The organism is Streptomyces sp. SAS_272 (assembly GCF_052543235.1).
In genome coordinates this window covers 16,480-38,932 of the sequence record NZ_JBMNDR010000089.1, presented here as the reverse complement: position 1 = coordinate 38,932, position 22,453 = coordinate 16,480, and the positions used below count along the sequence as shown (strand labels likewise).

Annotated in this window: 19 protein-coding genes and 2 pseudogenes; 16 read left to right on the top strand and 5 right to left on the bottom strand. The window is 72.1% G+C overall.

Features of this window, described 5'->3' with window-relative positions:
- Nucleotides 1–217 (top strand): annotated as a pseudogene (locus ACN6LD_RS34900) (hypothetical protein); the annotation flags it as partial.
- Here ACN6LD_RS34900 and ACN6LD_RS34895 read toward each other — a convergent pair.
- Together ACN6LD_RS34895 and ACN6LD_RS34890 are read right to left on the bottom strand one after the other, a co-directional pair.
- Nucleotides 204–1,586: an FAD-binding oxidoreductase gene (locus ACN6LD_RS34895; protein WP_445045259.1), complete on the bottom strand. Its 1,383-nt coding sequence runs from the start codon at nucleotides 1,584–1,586 to the stop codon at nucleotides 204–206. The pseudogene ACN6LD_RS34900 and the gene ACN6LD_RS34895 sit on opposite strands and share 14 nt — an antisense overlap.
- Nucleotides 1,587–1,696: 110 nt before the next feature.
- Entirely contained in the window at nucleotides 1,697–3,499 is a 1,803-nt protein-coding gene (locus ACN6LD_RS34890) for a glycoside hydrolase family 15 protein (protein WP_319190123.1), read from the bottom strand.
- A 469-nt stretch (nucleotides 3,500–3,968) separates the two neighbouring features.
- On the opposite strand from ACN6LD_RS34890, the gene ACN6LD_RS34885 reads away from it, so the two are divergent.
- The 11 genes and pseudogenes from ACN6LD_RS34885 to ACN6LD_RS34835 all read left to right on the top strand — a co-directional run bounded on the left by ACN6LD_RS34885 (nucleotide 3,969) and on the right by ACN6LD_RS34835 (nucleotide 17,282).
- Complete coding sequence (locus ACN6LD_RS34885) at nucleotides 3,969–5,618, top strand: CTP synthase (RefSeq protein WP_057579852.1); 1,650 nt, start codon at nucleotides 3,969–3,971, stop codon at nucleotides 5,616–5,618.
- A 91-nt stretch (nucleotides 5,619–5,709) separates the two neighbouring features.
- The gene (locus tag ACN6LD_RS34880) at nucleotides 5,710–6,336 is read left to right on the top strand and encodes an NUDIX hydrolase (protein WP_319190126.1); all 627 of its coding nucleotides are present in this window, start codon (nucleotides 5,710–5,712) and stop codon (nucleotides 6,334–6,336) included.
- A gap of 183 nt (nucleotides 6,337–6,519) precedes the next feature.
- The gene (locus tag ACN6LD_RS34875) at nucleotides 6,520–8,586 is read left to right on the top strand and encodes a tetratricopeptide repeat protein (protein ID WP_319190128.1); all 2,067 of its coding nucleotides are present in this window, start codon (nucleotides 6,520–6,522) and stop codon (nucleotides 8,584–8,586) included.
- A 136-nt stretch (nucleotides 8,587–8,722) separates the two neighbouring features.
- On the top strand, nucleotides 8,723–9,847 hold the full coding sequence (ald, locus tag ACN6LD_RS34870) for an alanine dehydrogenase (protein ID WP_199863812.1): 1,125 nt from the start codon (nucleotides 8,723–8,725) through the stop codon (nucleotides 9,845–9,847).
- A gap of 401 nt (nucleotides 9,848–10,248) precedes the next feature.
- Nucleotides 10,249–11,385 (top strand): ParA family protein, encoded by a 1,137-nt coding sequence (locus tag ACN6LD_RS34865; protein ID WP_079041320.1) that lies wholly within the window; start codon nucleotides 10,249–10,251, stop codon nucleotides 11,383–11,385.
- Complete coding sequence (locus ACN6LD_RS34860; RefSeq protein WP_445045258.1) at nucleotides 11,370–11,948, top strand: hypothetical protein; 579 nt, start codon at nucleotides 11,370–11,372, stop codon at nucleotides 11,946–11,948. Before ACN6LD_RS34865 ends, ACN6LD_RS34860 begins: the two co-directional genes overlap by 16 nt.
- Nucleotides 11,949–12,764: 816 nt before the next feature.
- Nucleotides 12,765–13,577 (top strand): annotated as a pseudogene (locus ACN6LD_RS34855) (segregation and condensation protein A); the annotation flags it as partial.
- A complete protein-coding gene (scpB, locus tag ACN6LD_RS34850) occupies nucleotides 13,574–14,200 on the top strand; it encodes an SMC-Scp complex subunit ScpB (protein ID WP_079041318.1) in 627 nt (208 codons plus the stop codon). The pseudogene ACN6LD_RS34855 and the gene scpB, both read left to right, overlap by 4 nt.
- The gene (locus ACN6LD_RS34845; RefSeq protein WP_445045257.1) at nucleotides 14,200–15,363 is read left to right on the top strand and encodes a pseudouridine synthase; all 1,164 of its coding nucleotides are present in this window, start codon (nucleotides 14,200–14,202) and stop codon (nucleotides 15,361–15,363) included. The genes scpB and ACN6LD_RS34845 overlap by 1 nt, the downstream gene beginning before the upstream one ends.
- A gap of 81 nt (nucleotides 15,364–15,444) precedes the next feature.
- Nucleotides 15,445–16,263 (top strand): NUDIX hydrolase, encoded by an 819-nt coding sequence (locus ACN6LD_RS34840; RefSeq protein ID WP_319190137.1) that lies wholly within the window; start codon nucleotides 15,445–15,447, stop codon nucleotides 16,261–16,263.
- On the top strand, nucleotides 16,260–17,282 hold the full coding sequence (locus ACN6LD_RS34835) for an ADP-ribosylglycohydrolase family protein (protein WP_319190139.1): 1,023 nt from the start codon (nucleotides 16,260–16,262) through the stop codon (nucleotides 17,280–17,282). Before ACN6LD_RS34840 ends, ACN6LD_RS34835 begins: the two co-directional genes overlap by 4 nt.
- 209 nt (nucleotides 17,283–17,491) lie before the next feature.
- On the opposite strand, the gene ACN6LD_RS34830 is transcribed toward ACN6LD_RS34835, so the two are convergent.
- Genes ACN6LD_RS34830 through ACN6LD_RS34820 form a run of 3 tightly spaced genes read right to left on the bottom strand, consistent with a single transcriptional unit; the run spans nucleotide 17,492 to nucleotide 19,172 of the window.
- Nucleotides 17,492–17,908 (bottom strand): Rieske (2Fe-2S) protein, encoded by a 417-nt coding sequence (locus ACN6LD_RS34830; protein WP_319190140.1) that lies wholly within the window; start codon nucleotides 17,906–17,908, stop codon nucleotides 17,492–17,494.
- A complete protein-coding gene (locus ACN6LD_RS34825; RefSeq protein WP_445045256.1) occupies nucleotides 17,905–18,489 on the bottom strand; it encodes a DUF6529 family protein in 585 nt (194 codons plus the stop codon). The genes ACN6LD_RS34830 and ACN6LD_RS34825 overlap by 4 nt, the downstream gene beginning before the upstream one ends.
- 32 nt (nucleotides 18,490–18,521) lie before the next feature.
- Nucleotides 18,522–19,172: a hypothetical protein gene (locus tag ACN6LD_RS34820; RefSeq protein ID WP_445045255.1), complete on the bottom strand. Its 651-nt coding sequence runs from the start codon at nucleotides 19,170–19,172 to the stop codon at nucleotides 18,522–18,524.
- A gap of 233 nt (nucleotides 19,173–19,405) precedes the next feature.
- On the opposite strand from ACN6LD_RS34820, the gene aroH reads away from it, so the two are divergent.
- The 4 genes from aroH to ACN6LD_RS34800 all read left to right on the top strand — a co-directional run bounded on the left by aroH (nucleotide 19,406) and on the right by ACN6LD_RS34800 (nucleotide 22,392).
- Complete coding sequence (gene aroH / locus ACN6LD_RS34815; RefSeq protein ID WP_319198421.1) at nucleotides 19,406–19,768, top strand: chorismate mutase; 363 nt, start codon at nucleotides 19,406–19,408, stop codon at nucleotides 19,766–19,768.
- Nucleotides 19,765–20,850: a prephenate dehydrogenase gene (locus ACN6LD_RS34810; protein ID WP_445045254.1), complete on the top strand. Its 1,086-nt coding sequence runs from the start codon at nucleotides 19,765–19,767 to the stop codon at nucleotides 20,848–20,850. Before aroH ends, ACN6LD_RS34810 begins: the two co-directional genes overlap by 4 nt.
- Nucleotides 20,851–21,055: 205 nt before the next feature.
- Nucleotides 21,056–21,742 carry a (d)CMP kinase gene (gene cmk, locus ACN6LD_RS34805; RefSeq protein ID WP_319192744.1) on the top strand — a complete coding sequence of 229 codons (687 nt, stop codon included), beginning with the start codon at nucleotides 21,056–21,058 and terminating at the stop codon, nucleotides 21,740–21,742.
- Between the two features lie 62 nt (nucleotides 21,743–21,804).
- Nucleotides 21,805–22,392, top strand: coding sequence for a lysophospholipid acyltransferase family protein (locus ACN6LD_RS34800; protein WP_445045260.1), 588 nt, complete (start codon nucleotides 21,805–21,807; stop codon nucleotides 22,390–22,392).
- Nucleotides 22,393–22,453: the final 61 nt, after the last annotated feature.

The window sequence follows — 22,453 nt, the reverse complement described above, 5'->3', positions numbered from 1 at the left end:
GGTCCGGGCGTTGCCTGCGGCGGCCCCCGCCACCGTCGGCCTGGTCGGGGACCTGGACGCCGTGCGCGCCCGGATCGACGACTACGCCCGGGCGGGACTCGACGAGATCGCGCTCGTTCCGGCCACCGACGGCGACCCGGCGGGGGAGCGGACCCTGACGGCGCTCGGGCCGGCCGCGGCGGGCGGCCGACCTTCGAGGGCGCTCAGACCGGCCTGATGTTGTGGTTGAAGCGGAACACGTTGTCCGGGTCGTACCGCCGCTTCAGGTCCCCGAGCCGCCGGGCGTTCTCCGCGCCCACGCCGGCCACCACCCGGTCGGCGCCCTCGTCGCCGATGAAGTTCAGGTAGACCGCGCCCGTGCTCCACGGCTGCGTCCCCGCCCGCACGTCCCGGACCCACTGCTCGCACCGGGCGTCGTCCGCCGGGTCCTCCCAGAGCCCGAAGGGGTGCACGCCCCAGGGCGCGTCACGGTAGGGCACGGGGTATTCGTGCGGGCCGGCTGCGATCGCGCCGCCCTGCGGGAACAGCGCGTGCATGGTGCCCGTCGGCACCGGCAGCGCCTCCCCGAGCCCGCAGTAGACGTCCACGAAGTCGTCCGGCGCGCCCGTCAGGTACTCCGCGGACCAGTAGTTCCGCATGCCGGGCGGATCGTCGATCATGCACTGGACGTCGGCGTAGGGCATGGCCCCGACGACCTCCGACTCGTGCGGCAGCGCCAGCAGCGGCTCGGCCAGCTTGCGCATGTCCTCCTCCGCCCCGGCGTACGTCAGCAGCACCCCGCACAGCAGTGAGCCGACCAGGTGCGGCGGGACGAACTCCTCGGGCGGGCCGGTGAGATACAGCACCGCGCCGCTCGCCTCGTCGGGTCCCGCGGCGATCACGTCCCGGTAGGTGCGGGTGACCTCGGGGCCGGCCTCGGGCCGGTACAGCAGCAGCGCGATGGAGAACTCGGGCAGTTCGTGCAGCCTCAGGGTCAGCGAGGCGGCGATGCCGAAGTTGCCTCCGCCGCCGTGCAGGGCCCAGAAGAGGTCGGGGTGCTCGTCGGCGCTCACCCACACCCGACGGCCCTCGGCGGTCACCAGTTCGGCCCCCAGCAGGTTGTCCACGGCCAGCCCGTGGCAGCGGTCCAGCCAGCCGGTGCCGCCGCCGAGGACGAAGCCGCCGACGCCGGTGGTGGACGCCCGGCCTCCGGTGGTGGCCAGACCGTGGGGCTCGCAGGCACGGTCCAGATCGCTCATGGTGGCCCCGCCCGCGACGCGTACCGTCCGGGCGGCGGGATCGACGCCGACCGCGCGCAGGTGACGCAGGTCCACCACCACGGCCCCGTCGCCCAGGGCCATGCCGGCGACGCTGTGCCCGCCGCCGCGCACCGCGATCGGCAGATCCAGGTCGCGGGCGAAGCGGACGGTGCGGACGATGTCGTCCTCGTCGACGCACTGGGCGATCACCGCCGGGCGCCGGTCGATCATCGCGTTGAAGACGGTCCTGGCGTCGTCGTAGCCCGGGTCCTGCGGGGCGAACACGTCGCCGGCCAGATCTTCGCGGAGCGCGGAGAGAGCCGCGCCCGCCTTCGATGGGGAGGCCATGGAGGCGCCCCCTTCCGTGCAGGGGCTGATGACCTCCAGCGTAGGCGAGCGCGGTCCGGCGGTCCTGTTCGGCCGCCGGACGCCGCCCCCACGTCACCGAACCGAAAGAATCAGCCGCCGTACGCCCCCGACGCCGTCAGACGCAGCGCGGTGTCGATCAGCGGGACGTGGCTGAAGGCCTGCGGGAAGTTGCCGACCTGGCGCTGCAGACGGGGGTCCCACTCCTCGGCGAGCAGACCGAGGTCGTTGCGCAGCGCCAGGAGCTTCTCGAAGAGCTTGCGGGCCTCGTCGACGCGGCCGATCATCGCGAGGTCGTCGGCCATCCAGAACGAGCAGGCGAGGAAGGCGCCCTCGTCTCCGGGCAGTCCGTCGACGCCCTCGTCGCCGCCCGAGGTCGGGTAGCGCAGGATGAAGCCGTCCGGGGTGGACAGCTCGCGCTGGATCGCCTCGATGGTGCCGATGACCCGCTTGTCGTCCGGCGGCAGGAAGCCCATCTGCGGGATGAGCAGCAAGGACGCGTCCAGCTCCTTGGAGCCGTAGGACTGGGTGAAGGTGTTGCGCTCCTTGTCGTAGCCCTTCTCGCAGACGTCCCGGTGGATGTCGTCGCGCAGTTCGCGCCACTTCTCCAGCGGACCGTCGGCGTCGCCGGACTCGATCAGCTTGATCGTCCGGTCGACGGCGACCCAGGCCATGACCTTGGAGTGCACGAAGTGGCGGCGCGGGCCGCGCACCTCCCAGATGCCCTCGTCCGGCTCGTCCCAGTGCTGCTCCAGATAGCGGATCAGCTTCAGCTGGAGCAGGGAGGCATAGTCGTTGCGGGCCAGGCCCGTCATGTGGCCGAGGTGCAGGGCCTCGGTGACCTCGCCGTACACGTCCAGCTGCAGCTGGTGCGCGGCGCCGTTGCCGACCCGGACCGGGGCGGAGTTCTCGTAGCCGGGCAGCCAGTCCAGCTCGGCCTCGCCCAGCTCGCGCTCGCCCGCGATGCCGTACATGATCTGCAGGTTCTCGGGGTCGCCGGCGACCGCGCGCAGCAGCCACTCGCGCCAGGCGCGGGCCTCCTCGCGGTAGCCGGTGCGCAGCAGCGAGGACAGCGTGATGGCCGCGTCGCGCAGCCAGGTGTAGCGGTAGTCCCAGTTGCGGACACCGCCGATGTCCTCGGGCAGGGAGGTGGTGGGGGCGGCGACGATGCCGCCGGTCGGCCCGTACGTCAGCGCCTTCAGCGTGATCAGCGAGCGGATCACGGCCTCGCGGTAGGGGCCGTGGTACGTGCAGTGCTCGACCCACTCGCGCCAGAAGTCCTCGGTGGCCTGCAGCGACTGCTCGGGTTCCGGGAGCGGCGGCGGCTGCTTGTGCGAGGGCTCCCAGGAGATCGTGAACGCGATCCGGTCGCCGGGCGCGACCGTGAAGTCGGCGTACGTCGTCAGCGCCTTGCCGTAGGTCTCGCAGTCGGTGTCGAACCACACCGAGTCCGGGCCCGCGACGGCCACCGTACGGCCCTCGTGCTTGTGCACCCAGGGCACGACCCGCCCGTAGGAGAACCGCATGCGCAGCGCGGAGCGCATGGGGACGCGCCCCGAGACGCCCTCGACGATCCGGATCAGCTGGGGGGCGCCGTCGCGAGGGGGCATGAAATCGGTCACCCGGACCGTCCCCCGCGGGGTGTCCCACTCCGATTCCAGGATGAGCGAGTCGCCCCGGTAGGTGCGCCGGGCCGCGCGTGGCGGAGGCGCGTCGGAGGCGTGCGCGGGGCCGAGGCGCCAGAAGCCGTGCTCCTCGGTGCCGAGCAGACCTGCGAAGATCGCGTGCGAGTCGAAGCGGGGCAGGCACAGCCAGTCCACTGTGCCGTCCCGGCAGACCAATGCTGCGGTCTGCATGTCTCCGATGAGTGCGTAGTCTTCGATGCGCCCGGCCACGTGCAACTCCAGTCGAACGGCCACGTCGCCCCCAGGCGAAATGGGGGCTGTCGCTAGTGCGGTCAAGGGGTCGTTGGTCATACGTCGTTGAGCGTTGAAGCAAAGCAGCCGCTCGGCCCTGGGGGCAAAACGCCGATCATTGTTCAACGAACTGACGAGCTCTCGTTGTTCCGGTGGGATACGGGCTGGGGTATGCCGTCTTGCCGGCCGGGCTCGGCAGCGAGTGTCCGAGCAGGATACGACGCACGTAGATGATCTGCGTGCCGCTCCCGGCAACACGGGTGGGCCGAACGGGTGAGCAACGGGTGAGGAACCGGTGCGCGGACGGCGGCCCGTGTCGGCCCGTGCGCGGAGCGTGGCCGGAGGCCATCTCTCCGCGGCGCTGATACCCTGGTAGCCCGTGGACCGGTGGTCTCGAAGCCCCCGAACCGCACCCTCGAATCGCGACCACGGGAGCCCCCTCTTGGCCATGACGCCCAAATCCACGACGACCAAGCACATCTTCGTCACCGGGGGTGTCGCCTCCTCGCTCGGCAAGGGTCTGACGGCCTCCAGCCTCGGCATGCTGCTCAAGGCGCGCGGTCTTCGCGTGGTCATGCAGAAGCTCGATCCGTACCTGAACGTCGACCCTGGCACGATGAACCCCTTCCAGCACGGTGAGGTGTTCGTCACGAACGACGGCGCCGAGACGGACCTGGACATCGGACACTACGAGCGCTTCCTTGACCGCGACTTGGACGGCTCCGCCAACGTCACCACCGGCCAGGTCTACAACACGGTGATCGCCAAGGAGCGCCGCGGCGAGTACCTGGGCGACACCGTGCAGGTCATCCCGCACATCACCAACGAGATCAAGCACCGCATCCGCCGTATGGCGACGGACGAGGTGGACGTCGTGATCACCGAGGTGGGCGGCACGGTCGGCGACATCGAGTCGCTGCCGTTCCTCGAGACGGTCCGCCAGGTCCGGCACGAGGTCGGCCGGGACAACGTCTTCGTGGTGCACATCTCGCTCCTGCCGTACATCGGTCCCTCGGGCGAGCTGAAGACCAAGCCGACCCAGCACTCGGTCGCGGCGCTGCGCAACATCGGTATCCAGCCGGACGCGATCGTGCTGCGCTGCGACCGTGAGGTGCCGACCGCGATCAAGCGCAAGATCTCGCTGATGTGCGACGTCGACGAGGACGCGGTCGTGGCCTGCCCGGACGCCCGCTCGATCTACGACATCCCGAAGACCGTGCACGGCGAGGGCCTGGACGCCTACGTCGTCCGCAAGCTGGACCTGCCGTTCCGCGACGTGGACTGGACGACCTGGGACGACCTGCTCGACCGCGTCCACAACCCCGACCACGAGATCACGCTCGCCCTGGTCGGCAAGTACATCGACCTGCCCGACGCCTATCTGTCGGTCACCGAGGCGCTGCGCGCCGGCGGCTTCGCCAACAAGGCCCGCGTGAAGATCAAGTGGGTCACGTCGGACGACTGCAAGACCCCCGCCGGCGCCAAGGCGCAACTCGCCGACGTGGACGGCGTCTGCATCCCGGGCGGCTTCGGCGACCGCGGCGTGCTCGGCAAGGTCGGCGCGATCCGCTACGCCCGCGAGAACAAGATCCCGCTGCTCGGCCTCTGCCTGGGCCTGCAGTGCATCGTGATCGAGGCCGCGCGCAACCTGGGCGACATCGGCGACGCGAACTCCACCGAGTTCGACTCGGCCACCGCCCACCCGGTCATCTCCACCATGGCCGAGCAGCTCGACATCGTCGCGGGCGAGGGCGACATGGGCGGCACGATGCGCCTGGGCATGTATCCGGCCAAGCTGGCCGAAGGGTCCATCGTCCGCGAGGTCTACGACGGCAAGGAGTACGTGGAGGAGCGGCACCGGCACCGCTACGAGGTGAACAACGCCTACCGGGCCGAGCTCGAGAAGAAGGCAGGCATCCTGTTCTCCGGCACCTCCCCGGACGGCAAGCTGGTCGAGTACGTCGAGTACCCGCGCGACGTCCACCCCTACCTGGTCGCCACGCAGGCGCACCCCGAGCTGCGCTCGAGGCCCACGCGTCCGCACCCGCTGTTCGCCGGCCTGGTGAAGGCGGCCGTCGAGCGGAAGACTTCGAAGTAACACACCAGTTGTACGGTGGCCGGGGTGCAAACCTTCAAGGGTGGGCGCCCCGGTTTCGTTTGCGCAGGTGGCACGTGGGAGGACGCACGGCATGACGATCAAGGACACCCCCGAGGCGTGGGAGATCCGGGCGACGACGACCCCGTTCACGGGCGGCAAGACGTCCGTACGCACCGACGAGGTGGTCATGCCCGACGGTTCCGTGGTCCGCCGGGACTACCAGGTGCACCCCGGGTCCGTGGCCGTCCTGGCCGTCGACGACGAGGGACGGGTGCTGCTCATCAAGCAGTACCGGCACCCGGTGCGGCAGAAGCTGTGGGAGATCCCGGCCGGCCTGCTCGACGTGCCGGGCGAGAACCCGCTGCACGCGGCGCAGCGCGAGCTGTACGAGGAGGCGCACGTCAAGGCGGAGGACTGGCGGGTCCTCACCGACGTGTACACGTCCCCCGGCGGCAGTGACGAGTCGGTGCGGATCTTCCTGGCCCGCAACCTCTCCGAGGCCGAGGGGCGGCGTTTCGAGGTGGAGGACGAGGAGGCCGACATGGAGCACGCGCGTGTGCCGGTCGCCGACCTCGTCCGGGCCGTGCTGGCGGGCGACGTGCACAACACCTGCCTCGTCGTCGGTGTCCTGTCCCTCGTCGCCGCGGAGAACGGCGACGGGCTCGACGCGCTGCGCCCGGCGGAGGCGCCGTGGCCGGCGCGTCCGTTCGAGGCCTGAGGCACCCCCCGGGCCCTCTCCCGCACCCGTGTGGTGTGACGATCGGCTGATCCGATCGGGGGACCTCCGGGCCCTGCCCGACGTGCTCCTCCCGGAACGTCGCAGAGCGTGAACTAGGCTCGGGAACAGCCCGGACCGGAGTCCCGGCGGGCTGGCGCGTGCGGTGGGACGGGAGTGTGGCCCGTGACGGATCAGGCAGTGGACACAGGCGGCGTGCAGCTGTCCGGACACGCTGCGACAGAGGGCCATTTCCTGGGCCGTACCCGGGAGTTGAAGGAACTGCGCGCCGACATCGAGCGCGCGGGCCTGGACACCATCTCCGGGCGGAAAGCGCCCCGCGCGCGGGTCCTGCTCATCGCCGGCCGGCCCGGCTCGGGGCGCTCCGCGCTCGCCGGGGAACTCGTGCGCCAGGTCGCCGACCGCTACCCGGACGGCGTCCTGCGCGCCCGCCTCGCCGAGCCCGACGGCACGCCCGTGCCGGTCGAGCGCGCCGCCCGCGAACTGCTCGCCGCGCTGGACGTGCCCACCCCGCCCGGCGCGCAGGAGGACGACCTCGCGGCCCTGCTGCGCGAAACCCTCGCGGAGCGCCGCGCGCTGCTCCTGCTGGACGACGCGACCGGCGCCGAACAGGTCGACGCCCTGCTCCCGGACGCCCCGCAGTGCCTGCTCGTCGCCGTGTCCGCGGGCCCGCTCACCGGCATCGCGGACGTCCGCCCCTGCACCCTCGGCGGCCTGGACACCAAGTCCGCCCTCGAACTGCTGACCCGGTACACGGGCTCGGTCCGCATCACCGTGGACCCGCGCTCCGCCGAGCAGCTCGTGGAGGCCTGCCAGGGCCAGCCCGCCGCGCTGAACCTGGCCGGCGGCTGGCTCGCCGCCCGCCCCCAGGCGGCCGTCGCCGACCTCGCCAAGCAGCTCCACGCGGAGGGCGACGAGGGCACCCCGCTCAGTCGCGTCTTCCGCCTCGTGCACGCCGCCCTGCCCGCCCCTGCCGCCCGGGTACTGCGACTGCTCTCCCTGGCCCCGGCCGGCCTGGCCGACCCGCACACCGCCTCGGCGCTGGCCGGCTGCTCGGTGGGCGCCGCCCGCACCGCCCTGGACGACCTCGTCGCCCTCGGCCTGCTGCGGGCCCTGGACTCCGCGCTGCCCCAGTACGAGGTGCCCGGCTGCCTGCACGCCCTGCTGCGGACCGCCGCCGAGAGCCACGAGCGCCCCGCCGAACTCCAGCTGGCCCGCGCCCGCATGCTGGAGCGCACGGTGCGGCTGCTGCAGTCCTGCCGGGCCATCGCCGAGACCGACAGCCCCCAGGCCCGCGAGAAGCTCCAGGTCATGCCCCGGGCGCTGCGCTTCCCCACGCCGCGGGCGGCCGCCGACTGGCTGCAGGCCCGCCGCCCGGCCCTGCTCGCCTCGGCCCGCCTCGCGGTCGCCGACGGCGAGCTGGACACCCTCGCCCGCCGCCTGATGTCCCAGCTGGTCAGGGCGATGGTCGCGCACGTCGGCACCCAGGCGGCCGCACCGGACCTGTACGGGATCCACCAGCTCGTGCTGGACGTCGCCGAGCGCCGCCGGCTGCCCCGGGAGAAGGCCGCCGCGCTGCTGAATCTGGCCGACGTCGACGCCAGGACCGGGCGCACGGCGGAGGCGCTGGTGCGCTACCGGGCCGCGCTGGACGCCGGACGCGAGGCGAACGACCCGTATGCGATCGGCCGCGCGATGGAATCCGTAGGCGGCGCGCATCTCGAGCTCGGGGACTACGACCGGGCCGCGGACTGGTTCGGCCGGGCCCTGGCCCAGCGGCTGGCTCGTGACGAGCGCGCGGACGCCGCCCGCCTCTACGGCCGTATCGGCACCGCGCACACCTACGCGGGCCGCTACGGCGAGGCGCAGCGGGCCTGGCGGGCCGCGGTCGCCGGACACCGCAAGAACGACGATGTGGGCGCGCACGCGCGGGCGTTGAGCGAGCTGGCCCGGGTCCAGGAGTACGCGGGTCGGCCCGAGGAGTCGCTGCGTACCTGCCAGGAGGCGGCGGAGTGGGCCGCGCGCGCCGAGGACGCGCGCCTGCAGGCCGCGCTGCAGCTGAGGCTGGCCGACACCCTGGAGCGCCTCGGCGACCCCGCGGCGGCCCGCCTGCACCGCGGCGCGGCCGAGCGCATCCTGGGAGAGGAGCCGTCGGACGGGGCCGCGGAGCCCGATCTGCCGGGGGACATCGAGGATGCCTGCGAAATCCGTAGTGCAGCTCCGAAAGATTGACGCAATGAAAGGCTAGACAGCGGGAACGCCTTCATTAAACTGGCTCTGCCGCACGTTCTCCTGCGGTGCGTCCCGGTGCGTCCTGTATCTCCGGGAATGTCATTGCTGTGCCCCCACACCCTCTGAGCCAAGGACCGTGATCGACGTGAAGGTCGGCATCCCCCGCGAGGTCAAGAACAACGAGTTCCGGGTGGCCATCACCCCCGCCGGTGTGCACGAACTGGTGCGCCACGGTCACCAGGTCGTCGTCGAGCGAGGCGCCGGCGTCGGCTCCTCCATCACGGACGAGGAGTACGTGGCGGCCGGGGCGCGCATCCTGGAGACCGCCGACGAGGTGTGGGCCACGGCCGACCTGCTGCTGAAGGTCAAGGAGCCCATCGCCGAGGAGTACCACCGCCTCCGCAAGGACCAGACGCTCTTCACGTACCTGCACCTGGCCGCGTCCAAGGAGTGCACGGACGCGCTCGTCGAGTCCGGTACCACCGCGATCGCCTACGAGACCGTCGAGCTGCCGAGCCGCGCGCTGCCGCTGCTCGCCCCGATGTCCGAGGTCGCGGGCCGGCTGGCCCCCCAGGTCGGCGCCTACCACCTCATGCGCGCCAACGGGGGCCGCGGGGTCCTGCCGGGCGGCGTCCCCGGCGTGCTGGCCGCCAAGGCGGTCGTCATCGGCGGCGGCGTCTCCGGCTGGAACGCCGCACAGATCGCCATCGGCATGGGCTTCCACGTGACCCTGCTCGACAAGGACATCAACAAGCTCAAGGAAGCCGACAAAGTCTTCGGCACGAAGATCCAGACCGTCGTCTCCAACGCCTTCGAGCTGGAGAAGGCCTGCCTCGAGGCGGACCTGGTGATCGGCGCCGTCCTCATCCCGGGCGCCAAGGCCCCGAAGCTGGTCACCAACGAGCTGGTCTCCCGGATGAAGCCCGGAAGTGTCCTTGTCGACATCGCGATCGACCAGGGCGGATGCTTCGAGGACTCCCGCCCGACCACCCACGCCGAGCCGACCTTCCCGGTGCACAACTCGGTCTTCTACTGCGTCGCCAACATGCCCGGCGCGGTCCCCAACACCTCCACCTACGCCCTCACCAACGCCACGCTGCCCTACATCGTCGAGCTCGCCGACAAGGGCTGGGTCGAGGCGCTGCGCCGCGACGCCGCGCTGGCGAAGGGTCTCAACGCCCATGACGGCAAGGTCGTTTACCGCGAGGTCGCGGAGGCGCACGGCCTGGAGCACGTGGACCTCGACTCCCTGCTGGGCTGAGCCGGGAAGCTAAGTCACCTTTTCGTAAAGGCGATACGTCAACAAGGCGCGTCAACCGCGCACACGCGGCCGGACCTTGCCCGACAAGGTCCGGCCGGATGTGTGTATGGTCACTTTGCGGCTCTCGGCCAACTCGCCTCGAACGTAACGCTTCGACCGATTCGCACACCGGTGCAACCTGCCGTGCGACGGCCGTACGCCCTTGACAGCGTGATGTTTCATTGCCGACACATCGGGCCGGGTCCGGCGGATTGTGTTGCTGCGGACGCCCGACACGCCATAGAGTCGCCAACCGTCGGCATGGTGCCACGCTGACCTTGTCTAGAAGTTTCCTGGTCACCAAGGAGGTAAGACGACTTGTGAATGAGTCGACATTTGCTCCCGGGGGTGGTCAACCAGGAATGCGTACGCGGGGCCCGGGTTCCGCGGGGCTCGAGGCTGTCGGCTCCGTCGCTGTCCGAACCTTCGCAGCCCACCAGAGCCAGAGCAGCCCCCAGTTGGCTCTGTCAGCACTCCAGAGCATGGATGGCCATCACGTGAACGCCATGGCCGGCGACGGAAGTGGCGCGCCCCACAACCACTTCGCCGACTACGACGAACTGCCCGACGGGCACTTCTACGACCCCGACGCCGAATACGAGCCGGATCCGGAGTACGCGGCCACGCTCGCGCCCGACGCGGCCCGACAGCGCCGTGAGCGCGTCGGTCCGACCGGACGCCCGCTGCCGTACTTCCCGATCCCGGGCCCGCTGACCGAACACGGCCCCGCGAAGATCATCGCGATGTGCAACCAGAAGGGCGGCGTGGGCAAGACCACGTCGACCATCAACCTGGGTGCCGCGCTCGCGGAGTACGGACGGCGCGTGCTGCTCGTGGACTTCGACCCGCAGGGCGCGCTGTCGGTGGGACTCGGCGTCAACCCGATGGAGCTCGACCTCACCGTCTACAACCTGCTCATGGAGCGGGGCATGGCGGCGGACGAGGTACTCCTGAAGACAGCGGTCCCCAACATGGACCTGCTGCCCAGCAACATCGACCTGTCGGCCGCCGAGGTGCAGCTGGTCTCCGAGGTCGCGCGCGAGTCCACGCTCCAGCGTGCGCTCAAGCCGCTGATGGACGACTACGACTACATCGTCATCGACTGTCAGCCCTCGCTCGGCCTGCTCACCGTCAACGCCCTGACGGCCGCCCACAAGGTGATCGTGCCGCTGGAGTGCGAGTTCTTCGCGCTGCGCGGTGTGGCCCTGCTGACCGAGACCATCGAGAAGGTCCAGGAGCGGCTCAACCCCGAGCTGGAGCTCGACGGAATCCTGGCGACCATGTACGACTCTCGCACCGTGCACAGCCGCGAGGTGCTGGCGCGCGTCGTCGAAGCCTTCGACGATCACGTCTACCACACGGTCATCGGGCGCACGGTCCGCTTCCCGGAGACCACGGTCGCCGGTGAGCCGATCACCACGTACGCGTCCAACTCCGTCGGCGCCGCCGCCTACCGTCAGCTCGCCAGGGAGGTGCTCGCCCGGTGTCACGCCGAGTGAGTCTGCCGGGGGCCGACGAACTCTTCCGTACGACAGGGGGAACGGCGCTTCAGCCGTCCGCGCCCCGTCGCAACGCCAACGGCGAGGCCCGGGTGCCCGCGCCGGCCGGCGAGAGCGACGGGGTGGCGGCCGGCGGCGCGCAGGACGCGCCGCAGGCCGTGCCCGCGCAGGGCGGGGACGGCGAGGGCGCCGAGCACGTGGCGGCCGACGCCGGACAGACCGACGCCGGGGAGTCCCGCACCCGAGGCGCTCCCGGGGAGCGTGCCGAGCGCCGCCAGGGCGCGCAGGAAGGTTCTGCCTCCGCCGACGACCAGACGCGCAAGCGTGGCCGGCAGGCGTCCCGCCGGCCCAGCGGCCGCGAACGGCACGACGAGAAGATCACCGTCTATGTCTCCGCCGAGGAGCTCATGGATCTGGAGCACGCCCGTCTCGTGCTCCGGGGAGAGCACGGGCTCGCCGTGGACCGGGGGCGCATCGTCCGCGAGGCGGTCGCCGTGGTCCTCGCCGACCTGGAAAGCCGCGGGGACGCCAGCATCCTCGTACGACGACTTCGCGGGCGGTAGCGGTAGCCTGCGAGGGCCATGACCTCGAACAACGCCTCCGTCCCCGGCCCCGGCGCAGCAGCCGGCCGCCGACGTGCGCTGGGGCGGGGACCGGGCCCGGCACCCGCCGGTCCGGAGCCCGGGGCCCAGCCCGTCGCAACGGACTCGGCCGCAGCGGAAACGGTTCCGGAACCGGCTGCCGTGGAGGTGGCCCCGGAACCGGTTGCCGCTGATTCCGCCGCTCTTGAGCCGGAAACGGGTGCGGAACCGGTTGCGCTCGATGCCGCAGCCCCGGAACGGGAATCGGGTGCGGAACCGCTTACCGCAGAACCCGTCGCGCCGGAACCGGAAACGGGCCCGGAACCGGTTGCCGCTGATTCCGCCGCTCTTGAGCCGGAAACGGGTGCGGAACCGGTTGCGCTCGATGCCGCAGCCCCGGAACGGGAAACGGGTGCGGAACCGCTTACCGCAGAACCCGTCGCGCCGGAACCGGAAACAGACCGGGAACCGGTTGTCCCGCATGCGCTCACCCGGGGCCCGGAAAGAGGTGCGGAACCGGTTGCTCCGGTCGTCGCCGCCCCGGGTGCTGCCTCGGTCGCTGCCGCTCCGGGTGCCGTTGCTCCGGGTGCTGCTGCCCCGGTCGTCGCCGCTCCGGGCTCCGCTGCCCCGGTCGCCACTGCCCCGGTCGTCGCCGCTCCGGGCGCCGCTGCTCCGGGCTCCGCTGCCCCGGGTGCCGCCGCTTCACGAGCCGTCGCGCCCGCAAGACCCGCCGCGGAAACCGCCGCCCCGGGAGCCGACCCTGCGGGTTCCGTGTCCGCGGGGGCGGGGGCGGGGGTGCCCGACGGTGTCTTCAAGGTTCGGCTCGCCAACTTCGAGGGTCCCTTCGACCTGCTGCTCCAGCTGATCTCCAAGCACAAGCTGGACGTCACCGAGGTCGCGCTGTCGAAGGTCACCGACGAGTTCATGGCGCACATCAGGGCGATGGGCCCCGACTGGGACCTGGACCAGACGACCGAGTTCCTGGTCGTCGCGGCCACGCTGCTCGATCTGAAGGCGGCGCGGCTGCTGCCCGCCGCCGAGGTCGAGGACGAGGCCGACCTGGCGCTGCTGGAGGCGCGGGACCTGCTCTTCGCCCGTCTGCTGCAGTACCGCGCCTACAAGCAGATCGCCGACATCTTCACGCACCGGCTGGAGAGTGAGGGCCGCCGCTACCCACGCACGGTCGGGCTCGAGCCGCATCACGCCGAGCTGCTGCCCGAGGTGGTCATCAGCATCGGCGCGGAAGGGTTCGCGAGACTCGCGGTCAAGGCGATGCAGCCGAGGGCCAAGCCGCAGGTGTACGTCGACCACATCCACGCCCCGTTGGTGAGCGTGCAGGAGCAGGCCGGGATCGTCGTCGCACGGCTGCGTGAACTCGGCGAGGCCAGTTTCGGGGCGCTCGTGGCGGACACCGACGACACCCTCACCGTGGTCGCCCGCTTTCTCGCGCTGCTGGAGCTGTACCGGGAGAAGGCCGTCGCCCTCGACCAGGAGACCGCGCTCGGTGAGCTGCTGGTGCGCTGGACCGGTGGGGACGGGGACGCGCAGCCCAGGGTCACCGACGAGTTCGACCGGCCTGCCGAGGAGCCCGGGAAGGAGACGAAGACGTGAGCGAGGAGACCGTCGCGGCACTGGACCTCAAGCCGGCTCTGGAGGCCGTCCTGATGGTCGTCGACGAGCCCGCGACCGAGGAGCATCTCGCGAAGATCCTCCAGCGGCCGCGGCGCAGCGTCGCGGACGCGCTGCGCGAGCTGGCCGACGAGTACACCGTGCAGGGGCGCGGTTTCGAGCTGAGGCTCGTCGCGGGCGGCTGGCGTTTCTACACCCGGCCGGAGTTCGCGGCGGCCGTCGAGGGCTTCGTCCTGGACGGCCAGCAGGCCCGGCTCACCCAGGCGGCGCTGGAGACCCTGGCGGTCGTGGCCTACCGCCAGCCGGTCAGCCGCAGCAGGGTCTCCGCGGTGCGCGGAGTGAACTGCGACGGTGTGATGCGCACCCTGCTCCAGCGCGGTCTGGTGGAGGAGGCGGGCGCGGAACCCGAAACAGGTGCGATCCTGTACGTGACGACGAACTACTTCCTGGAGCGGATGGGCCTGCGCGGTCTGGACGAGCTCCCGGAGCTCGCGCCCTTCCTGCCTGAGGCGGAGGCGATCGAGGCCGAGACCCAGGAGGGCGTGCCGTCGTTCGATCCGGACGCTCCGGATTCCGAGGACGCAGACGACAAGACGGAACTTTGATGCGAAGCAGCAGCGGCAGGAACAGCAGCGGAAACAACGGCGGGAGCCGTGGTGGCAACAGCGGCGGCCGCGGCGGGAGCAGCGGTGGTCGCGGCGGGAGCGGCGGTGGCCGCGGCGCGAGTGGCGGTGGCCGCGGTAATTCCCGCGGCGCCGGCGGCGGCCGCGACGACCAGCAGGGCGCCAGGCCGAAGAACCCGCGCCCGGAGGAGCGCCGCTACGACGTGGGTCCCGGCGGCACCCACGAGGGTCCGAAGTCCGGGCGCGGCGCCTCCGCGCGCGGCGGCGCCAAGGGCGGCCCCAAGCAGGGGCAGGGCACCGGGCGCGGCCGTTGGGTGCCGGCGACCTCGCGGGAGTACGAGGCGCGGGCCGAGGAGCGCAACCGCGAGCGGTACGCGGGCAAGAAGGACGTCAGGACGCCCAAGACCTTCCCGGGCGCCGAGCAGGAGGGCGAGCGTCTGCAGAAGATCCTCGCGCGCGCGGGCTACGGCTCCCGGCGCTCCTGCGAGGAGCTGATCGAGCAGGCCAGGGTCGAGGTCAACGGCGAGATCGTCCTGGAGCAGGGCAAGCGGGTCGACCCGGAGAAGGACGAGGTCAAGGTCGACGGCCTGACCGTCGCCACGCAGACGTACCAGTTCTTCTCGCTGAACAAGCCGGCCGGCGTCGTCTCCACGATGGAGGACAACGAGGGCCGGCAGTGCCTCGGCGACTACGTGACCAACCGCGAGACGCGGCTGTTCCACGTCGGCCGGCTCGACACCGAGACCGAGGGCGTCATCCTGCTGACCAACCACGGTGAGCTGGCGCACCGGTTGACCCACCCCAAGTACGGGGTGAAGAAGGTCTATCTCGCGCACATCGTGGGTCCCATCCCGCGTGACCTGGGCAAGAAGCTCAAGGACGGCATCCAGCTGGAGGACGGGTACGCGAAGGCGGACCACTTCCGGGTCGTCGAGCAGACCGGCAAGAACTACCTGGTCGAGGTGACCCTGCACGAGGGCCGCAAGCACATCGTGCGCCGGATGCTGGCCGAGGCCGGCTTCCCGGTCGACAAGCTGGTGCGCGTCGCCTTCGGGCCGATCACCCTGGGCGACCAGAAGTCGGGCTGGCTGCGCCGGCTGTCCAACACCGAGGTCGGCATGCTGATGCAGGAAGTCGACCTCTAGGCCCGGGCCGCGAATCCCTGACCCCGGGGCTTGTGCGGGAGGGCACCCCCTTTTTATAGTCGTGGTGACTATTAAGAGGGGGTGTTCGTCATGCAGGGCCACGACCGGCGCGCCACCGACAAGCACACCGACGACCGGCGCGCCACCGACGAGGACACCGGCGGCCGGCGCGCCGACGACGAGCGCGCTTACGACAAGTACGCCCACGAGCCCTTCGCCGTCACCGTCGATCTCGCCGTCCTCACGCTCCGCGCGGGCGCCCTGCACGTGCTGCTCGTCGAGCGCGGCCAGGAGCCGTACGCCGGCCGGTGGGCGCTGCCCGGCGGCTTCGTGCTGCCGGACGAGTCCGCGGAGACGGCCGCCCGGCGCGAACTCGCCGAGGAGACCGGTCTGAAGGACGTCTCCGGCCTGCACCTCGAGCAGCTGCGCACCTACAGCGAGCCCGGCCGTGACCCCCGGATGCGGGTCGTCTCCGTCGCCTTCGCCGCCCTGCTGCCCGACGCGCCCGAGCCGATGGGCGGCGGCGACGCGGTCCAGGCGCGCTGGCAGCCGTACGACGACGTCGAGCCGCTCGCCTTCGACCACGACCGGATCCTGGCGGACGCCCACGACCGGGTCGGCGCCAAGCTCGAGTACACCTGCCTCGCGACCGCCTTCTGCCCGCCCGAGTTCACCCTGGGGGAGCTTCAGCAGGTCTACGAGACCGTGTGGGGGACCGGCCTCGACCGGCCCAACTTCCGCCGCAAGGTGCTCGCCACCCCGGGCTTCGTCGAGCCCGTTCCCGGCGGCGCGCGCCTCACCGGCGGCCGCGGCAAACCCGCCGCCCTCTACCGGGCGGGGGCCGCCACCGCGCTCCACCCGCCCCTGCTGCGACCGCCCCGGGAAGGACGTTCCGCATGACCACCTCGACCACCGTCCGAAAGCGCGCCACCGGATCCCTGCTGGGACTCGCCCTCGGGGACGCGCTCGGGTTTCCGACCGAGTTCAACGACGTCCCGTCGATCCTCGCGAAGTGCGGGCCCTGGCGGGAGATGGAGCTCCCGGGGCGCGCCTTCGTCTCCGACGACACCCAGATGACCCTGGCGGTCGGGCGCGCCCTGCGGACCGCCATGGACCGCGGGCTGCTCGTGCCGACCTCCCTGGTGCCGCAGCTGCGCAAGGAGTTCGTGGCCTGGAACCGGTCACCCGACAACAACCGGGCCCCGGGGCGTACGTGCCTGACCGCGTGCGATCTCCTCGAGGACGACGCGCGGCTGTGGCAGGACGCCAGTCAGATCGGCTCCAAGGGCTGCGGCGCCAACATGCGCGTCGCCCCGCTCGGGCTCGTCCCCGGCCTCAGCGACGAGCAGCGGGCCGGCGCCGCCCAGCTCCAGTCCGCCCTCACCCACGGGCATCCCACCGCGCTCGCCGCCTCCGACCTCACCGCGCACGCCGTCCGGCTGCTCACACAGGGCGCCGACCCCGCCGCGCTGGTCGGGCTGCTGCGCTCGTACGCCCTCGACAACCGCTCCCGCTACCACCATCGCTGGCTCGGCGACCTGTGGACCCGCAGCCAGGACCCGAGCCCGGAGCACTTCATCACGCGCGGCTGGGACGAGTGCCTCGCCGTGCTGGAGCGGCTCCAGGAGACGCTGCGCCGCCCCTCGCCCGAGACCGACCCGTGTCTCGCCGCGGGGGAGGGGTGGATCGCCGAGGAGGCCATGGCCGCCGGTCTGCTGTGTTTCCTGCTCTTCCCCGACGAGCCGGTGACCGTGCTGCGGCGGGCCGCCTGCTCGTCGGGCGACTCCGACTCCATCGCCTGCCTCGCGGGCGCCTTCGCGGGCGCGCACGCCGGCGCGGACGCCTGGCCCACGGCGTGGGCGGACCGGATCGAGTACCACGGCGAACTGATGACGCTCGGGGCGCTGTGGGACCAGTGAGCCGACGACCCGGCCCGGGCGCGGTCGGCCCACATCGGGTCGGCCACCGCTGAAGGCGCTGGACCGAGCCCGGGTCCGTGAGACGGCCCGGACGGCCCTCCCCCTGACCGCGCTGGCCGGCGGCACCCCCGCCATCGGGACGGCCGGCGTCGGGATGGCCGACATGGGGACGGCCGGCTTCGGGACGGCCGACATGGGGCGGACCGGGTTCAGGCCAGGCGGATCGCGCCGCCCACGACGGTGATCTGCTCGGCGGGCAGCGGCTTCGGCGCCGGGCCGCGGGCCACCGAGCCGTCCGCGATGCGGAACTCGCTCTGGTGGCAGGGGCAGTGGATCAGACCGTCGGCGACGGTGGCGACCGTGCAGCCCTGATGGGTGCAGATCGCGGAGAACGCCTTGAAGTCGTCCTTCGTCGGCTGTGTGACGACGACCTTCTCGTCGGCGAAGATCTTGCCGCCGCCGACGGGGATGTCGCTCGTCTTCGAGAGCTCCTGGCCGGCGGAGGCGTTCGTGGATTTCTTGGACGACGAGCTGTCGTCGCCGTACTGGCTGCAGCCCACGGTGAGCGCCGCTGCCGCGCCGCCCGTCGCCAGGAGGACCGTGCGTCGTGTCGCGGGGGAAGTCATGTCGTCACTCCGAACGTGCGGAAGAACCAGAGGGCCGAGGTCAGCCAGACGACCGTCAGCACGGCGAAGACGAGTCCGCCGACGAGCGGCAGCAGCCATCCCGGGAGTCGCTCCCAGCGGAGCAGCAGCATCTTGGCACTGAAAGCACCGAAGAAGAAGCAACCCAGGACGGAGTGCCACATCACGCGCGATTCGTACGTCTGCCAGCCAAGCGCGTACAGGCAGTGCACCGCAACCGGGACGGCGATCAGGAAGGCCGCGCGGCCCGACCAGCGGTGCAGCGTGCCGGACCAGGCGGGCCCCGGCAGCTTCCCGTACAGCATCAGCGCCGAGACCGGCTGCACCAGCGCGAAGAGCATCGCGGCCGACGCCAGCCAGGACTTCACCGCGCCGGTGCTGCTGAAGCCGGCCAGGTTGAAGGCCGTCCCGGCCGGGTCGTGCACACGGCCGTACACGCCGAGGGCGAGCGCCACCGCGGCGGCGACGAGCGCCGGGACCAGGTAGCGCGCCGGACGCGGACCGCGCGGTGCGGGCTCGGGGCCGGGGAAGCCCTGGGTGGCGGCGTTCGGGTCGACGGTCATGGTCGCTCCCTGCTCGAAAGAAGGTCAGGGGGTCAGGGGGTTGCGGGGCGGGCCGTGAGCCGCTGTCCGTCGATCGTCACCGCACCGGTCCCCGGGTCGATGCGGGGAGCGGGCGAGGGCTCGCCGTCCCGGGTGACGACGCCGACCTGACTGCCGTCCTTCAGGACGATCCAGCCGCCGTCGATCTTCGCGGAGCGCACGGTGGCAGTCGCCCGCCACAGCCCCGACGGCTTCTTCGCCCGGTCCGCGGTGAAGGCGTGGCGCGTTCCGCCGACCTCGACCGTGCCGTCGATCTTCTTGCCGTCCTCGAGCGTGCCCTCCAGCTTCGCGCCGTGTCCGCCGGTGAGCCGCAGGGCCCCGTCGTCCTCCACGTCGCCCTTGAGCCACGACTCCTGGGTGCGGCCGTCGCAGAAGTACGCGATCGCCCGGCCGCCGCGGACGGAGACGGCGATCGCCGCCGCGTCGTCGTCCGTGCGCCCGGCGTAGTCGGCGTCGGCGGGCCGGGAGCGGGAGGGGGCCGGCGAGGGCGTGGGGGAGGCCGAGCCGCGGGCGGGGGTCGGGCCGGGCGACTGCTCCTGGTAGGAGGAGGCCGACTTCGTGCCCGTCGTCGCGTTGAGCGTCAGCAGGAACAGGGCGAGCACCAGCCCCGCGAGGAGGGTGAGCAGGGGTCCGGGACGCTTCATGTCGGGCCTTCCCCGATGCGGGTGTCCTGCGGTCAGAGTGCCTGCGGTCAGAGTGCCTGCGGTCAGAGTGCCTGCGGTCAGATTGCCATGACACCGCGGGCCGCACCCGCCGTAAAGGGCGTACGGGGGTGCGGCCGTCTCGGCACGCGGGCTGCGCGCACCGTACCCACGCCGTCTGACTACGCTGGATGCAGCAGGAGCCGTAGTCCAGCACTTCAGCAAGGAGCAGCGCCGTGGCGGTACGAGCGGTCCGGGGAGCCGTCCAACTTCAGCGGGACGACGCCGGCCACATGGACGAGCAGGTCGGCGCCCTTCTCACCGCCGTCATGGAACGCAACGCGCTCAGCGCCGACGACCTGATCAGCATCTGGTTCACGGCCACGCCCGACCTGCACAGCGACTTCCCTGCGGCCGCCGCCCGCAAGCTGGGCATCGTGGACGTGCCGCTGATCTGCGCCCAGGAACTCGACATCGAGGGCGCCATGCCACGGGTGGTGCGGATACTCGCGCACGTCGAGTCGGACACCCCGCGTGCCGAGATCAGCCACGTCTACCTCGGCGCCGCGGCCGCCCTGCGCAAGGACATCGCCCAGTGAGGACCGCGCTCGTCATCGGAACCGGGCTGATCGGCACGTCCGCCGCCCTGGCCCTCGCCCAGCGGGGCGTCGTCGTCCACCTCGCCGACCATGATCCCGAGCAGGCCCGTACGGCCGCCGCGCTAGGCGCCGGCACCGACGAGGAGCCGCAGGGGCCGGTCGACCTCGCGATCATCGCCGCCCCGCCCGCCCATGTGGCCGGCGTGCTCGCCGACGCGATGCGCCGGGGGCTGGCCCGCGGCTACCTCGACGTGGCCAGCGTCAAGGGCGGCCCGCGCCGTGAGCTGCAGGCCCTCGGCCTCGACCTGTCGGCGTACATCGGCAGCCACCCCATGTCGGGCCGGGAGAAGTCCGGACCGCTGGCCGCGACCGGCGACCTCTTCGAGGGACGCCCCTGGGTGCTGACGCCGACCCGGGACACCGACACCGAGGTGCTGAACCTCGCCCTGGAGCTGGTCTCGCACTGCCGGGCCGTCCCCGTGGTCATGGACGCCGACGCCCACGACCGCGCCGTCGCCCTCGTCTCCCACATGCCGCACCTCGTCTCCAGCATGGTCGCGGCGCGTCTGGAGAACGCCGAGGAGGCCGCCGTGCGGCTGTGCGGGCAGGGCATCCGGGACGTCACCCGGATCGCGGCCTCCGACCCCCGGATGTGGATCGACATCCTGTCCGCGAACCCCGGACCGGTGGCCGACCTGCTCACCGAGGTCGCCGCCGACCTGGAGGAGACGGTGCAGGCGCTGCGGGCCCTGCAGTCGTCCGACGACGCCGAGCGCCGTGTAGGCGCCGACGGTGTGGAGAACGTGCTGCGCCGGGGCAACGCGGGCCAGGTGCGGGTCCCCGGCAAGCACGGGGCCGCTCCGCGGGCCTACGAGATCGTCGCCGTGCTGATCGACGACCAGCCCGGGCAGCTGGCCCGCATCTTCGCCGACGCCGGACAGGCCGGCGTGAACATCGAGGACGTCCGCATCGAGCACGCCACGGGGCAGCAGGCGGGTCTCGTGCAGCTGATGGTCGAGCCGAAGTCCGCGGCGCCGCTGTCGTCGGCGTTGCGGGAGAGGGGCTGGGCCATCCGCCAGTAGCCGGCGGACCGCCATGCGGTCCCGGGCCGGGCGCCGCGGGCCGTGGCGGGGAGCGAGGGCGGGGGTGTGGGCGGCGGCGTGACGCGGCGGCGCCGGGCGGGGCGGAGAAGGCGCGGCCGGACGAGTGACCTGCGGCCGGTAACCTGGTACGGGGCACAGTCGCGCCCCGCACATCCACCGCCTCGCACCAGGAAGGTGTCCCCCCGTGGAAAACGGCGCCGCCCAGCCCGTGATTGTCGCCATAGACGGCCCCTCCGGCACGGGCAAGTCGAGCACCTCCAAGGCCGTGGCCGCCCGGCTCGGGCTGAGCTACCTGGACACCGGCGCCCAGTACCGGGCGATCACGTGGTGGATGGTGACCAACGGGATCGACATCGAGGACCCGACGGCGATCGCGGCCGTCGCCGGCAAGCCCGAGATCCTCTCCGGCACCGACCCGGCCGCCCCGACCATCACGGTCGACGGCGTCGACGTCGCCGGACCGATCCGCACCCAGGAGGTCACCTCCAAGGTCAGCGCGGTGAGCGCCGTGCCGGAGGTGCGGTCCCGGATCACCGAGCTGCAGCGCTCGCTGGCGGCCTCCGCCGAGCAGGGCATCGTCGTGGAGGGGCGCGACATCGGCACGACCGTGCTGCCCGACGCCGATCTGAAGGTCTTCCTCACCGCCTCCCCGGAGGCCCGCGCGGCCCGCCGCAGCGGCGAGCTGAAGGGCGCGGACCTGCACAGCACCCGTGAGGCGCTGATCAGGCGGGACGCGGCCGACTCCTCCCGCAAGACCTCCCCGCTCGCCAAGGCCGGCGACGCCGTCGAGGTGGACACCACCGAGCTGACGCTCACCCAGGTCATCGAGCGCGTGGTGACCCTCGTCGAGGAGAATCGGGCCGCGAAGTGACTCAGCCGTCCGTGCCCTCCGAGAAGGGCGCCGAGGTAGGCCGGCGCATCGGCGTCGGCCTGATGTACGGGCTGTGGAAGCCGCGCGTGCTGGGCGCCTGGAAGGTGCCGGCGAGCGGCCCGCTGATCTTCGCGATCAACCACTCCCACAACATCGACGGACCGATGGTGATGGGCGTGGCCCCGCGGCCCACGCACTTCCTGATCAAGAAAGAGGCGTTCATCGGCCCGCTGGACCCCTTCCTGACCGGCATCGGCCAGCTCAAGGTCGACCGGGACACCACCGACCGCACCGCCATCACCCGTGCGCTGGGGGTGCTCGGCAACGGCGGGGTCCTCGGGATCTTCCCGGAGGGCACCCGGGGCGAGGGCGACTTCGCCGCCCTGCGCGCCGGGCTCGCCTACTTCGCGGTGCGCGGCGGGGCGCCGATCGTGCCCGTCGCCGTGCTGGGAAGCACGGAGCGCCGCGGACGGCTGGTCAAGGCGCTGCCCCCGCTGCGCTCCCGCGTCGACGTCGTCTTCGGAGACCCGTTCGACGCCGGCGACGGAAGCGGCCGAAGGACCCGCAAGGCACTGGACGAGGCGACCGCACGGATCCAGATACGGCTGGCCGCCCACCTGGAAAACGCCAGGCGCCTGACCGGGCGCTGAGCGACACTGAATGACCGAGTAGTGGATCAACCCGGACGAACGGGGCGCTCCACCGATCACC

Excerpts from the sequence above, each read along its gene's own strand:
- ACN6LD_RS34820 (WP_445045255.1), bottom strand. The coding sequence starts at position 19,172 with ATGAAGCGTCCCGGACCCCTGCTCACCCTCCTCGCGGGGCTGGTGCTC.
- ACN6LD_RS34825 (WP_445045256.1), bottom strand. The coding sequence starts at position 18,489 with ATGACCGTCGACCCGAACGCCGCCACCCAGGGCTTCCCCGGCCCCGAG.
- ACN6LD_RS34800 (WP_445045260.1), top strand. The coding sequence starts at position 21,805 with ATGTACGGGCTGTGGAAGCCGCGCGTGCTGGGCGCCTGGAAGGTGCCG.
- ACN6LD_RS34830 (WP_319190140.1), bottom strand. The coding sequence starts at position 17,908 with ATGACTTCCCCCGCGACACGACGCACGGTCCTCCTGGCGACGGGCGGC.
- ACN6LD_RS34880 (WP_319190126.1), top strand. The coding sequence starts at position 5,710 with ATGACGATCAAGGACACCCCCGAGGCGTGGGAGATCCGGGCGACGACG.
- ACN6LD_RS34885 (WP_057579852.1), top strand. The coding sequence starts at position 3,969 with ATGACGCCCAAATCCACGACGACCAAGCACATCTTCGTCACCGGGGGT.
- ACN6LD_RS34865 (WP_079041320.1), top strand. The coding sequence starts at position 10,249 with ATGCGTACGCGGGGCCCGGGTTCCGCGGGGCTCGAGGCTGTCGGCTCC.
- ACN6LD_RS34845 (WP_445045257.1), top strand. The coding sequence starts at position 14,200 with ATGCGAAGCAGCAGCGGCAGGAACAGCAGCGGAAACAACGGCGGGAGC.
- ACN6LD_RS34895 (WP_445045259.1), bottom strand. The coding sequence starts at position 1,586 with ATGGCCTCCCCATCGAAGGCGGGCGCGGCTCTCTCCGCGCTCCGCGAA.
- ACN6LD_RS34835 (WP_319190139.1), top strand. The coding sequence starts at position 16,260 with ATGACCACCTCGACCACCGTCCGAAAGCGCGCCACCGGATCCCTGCTG.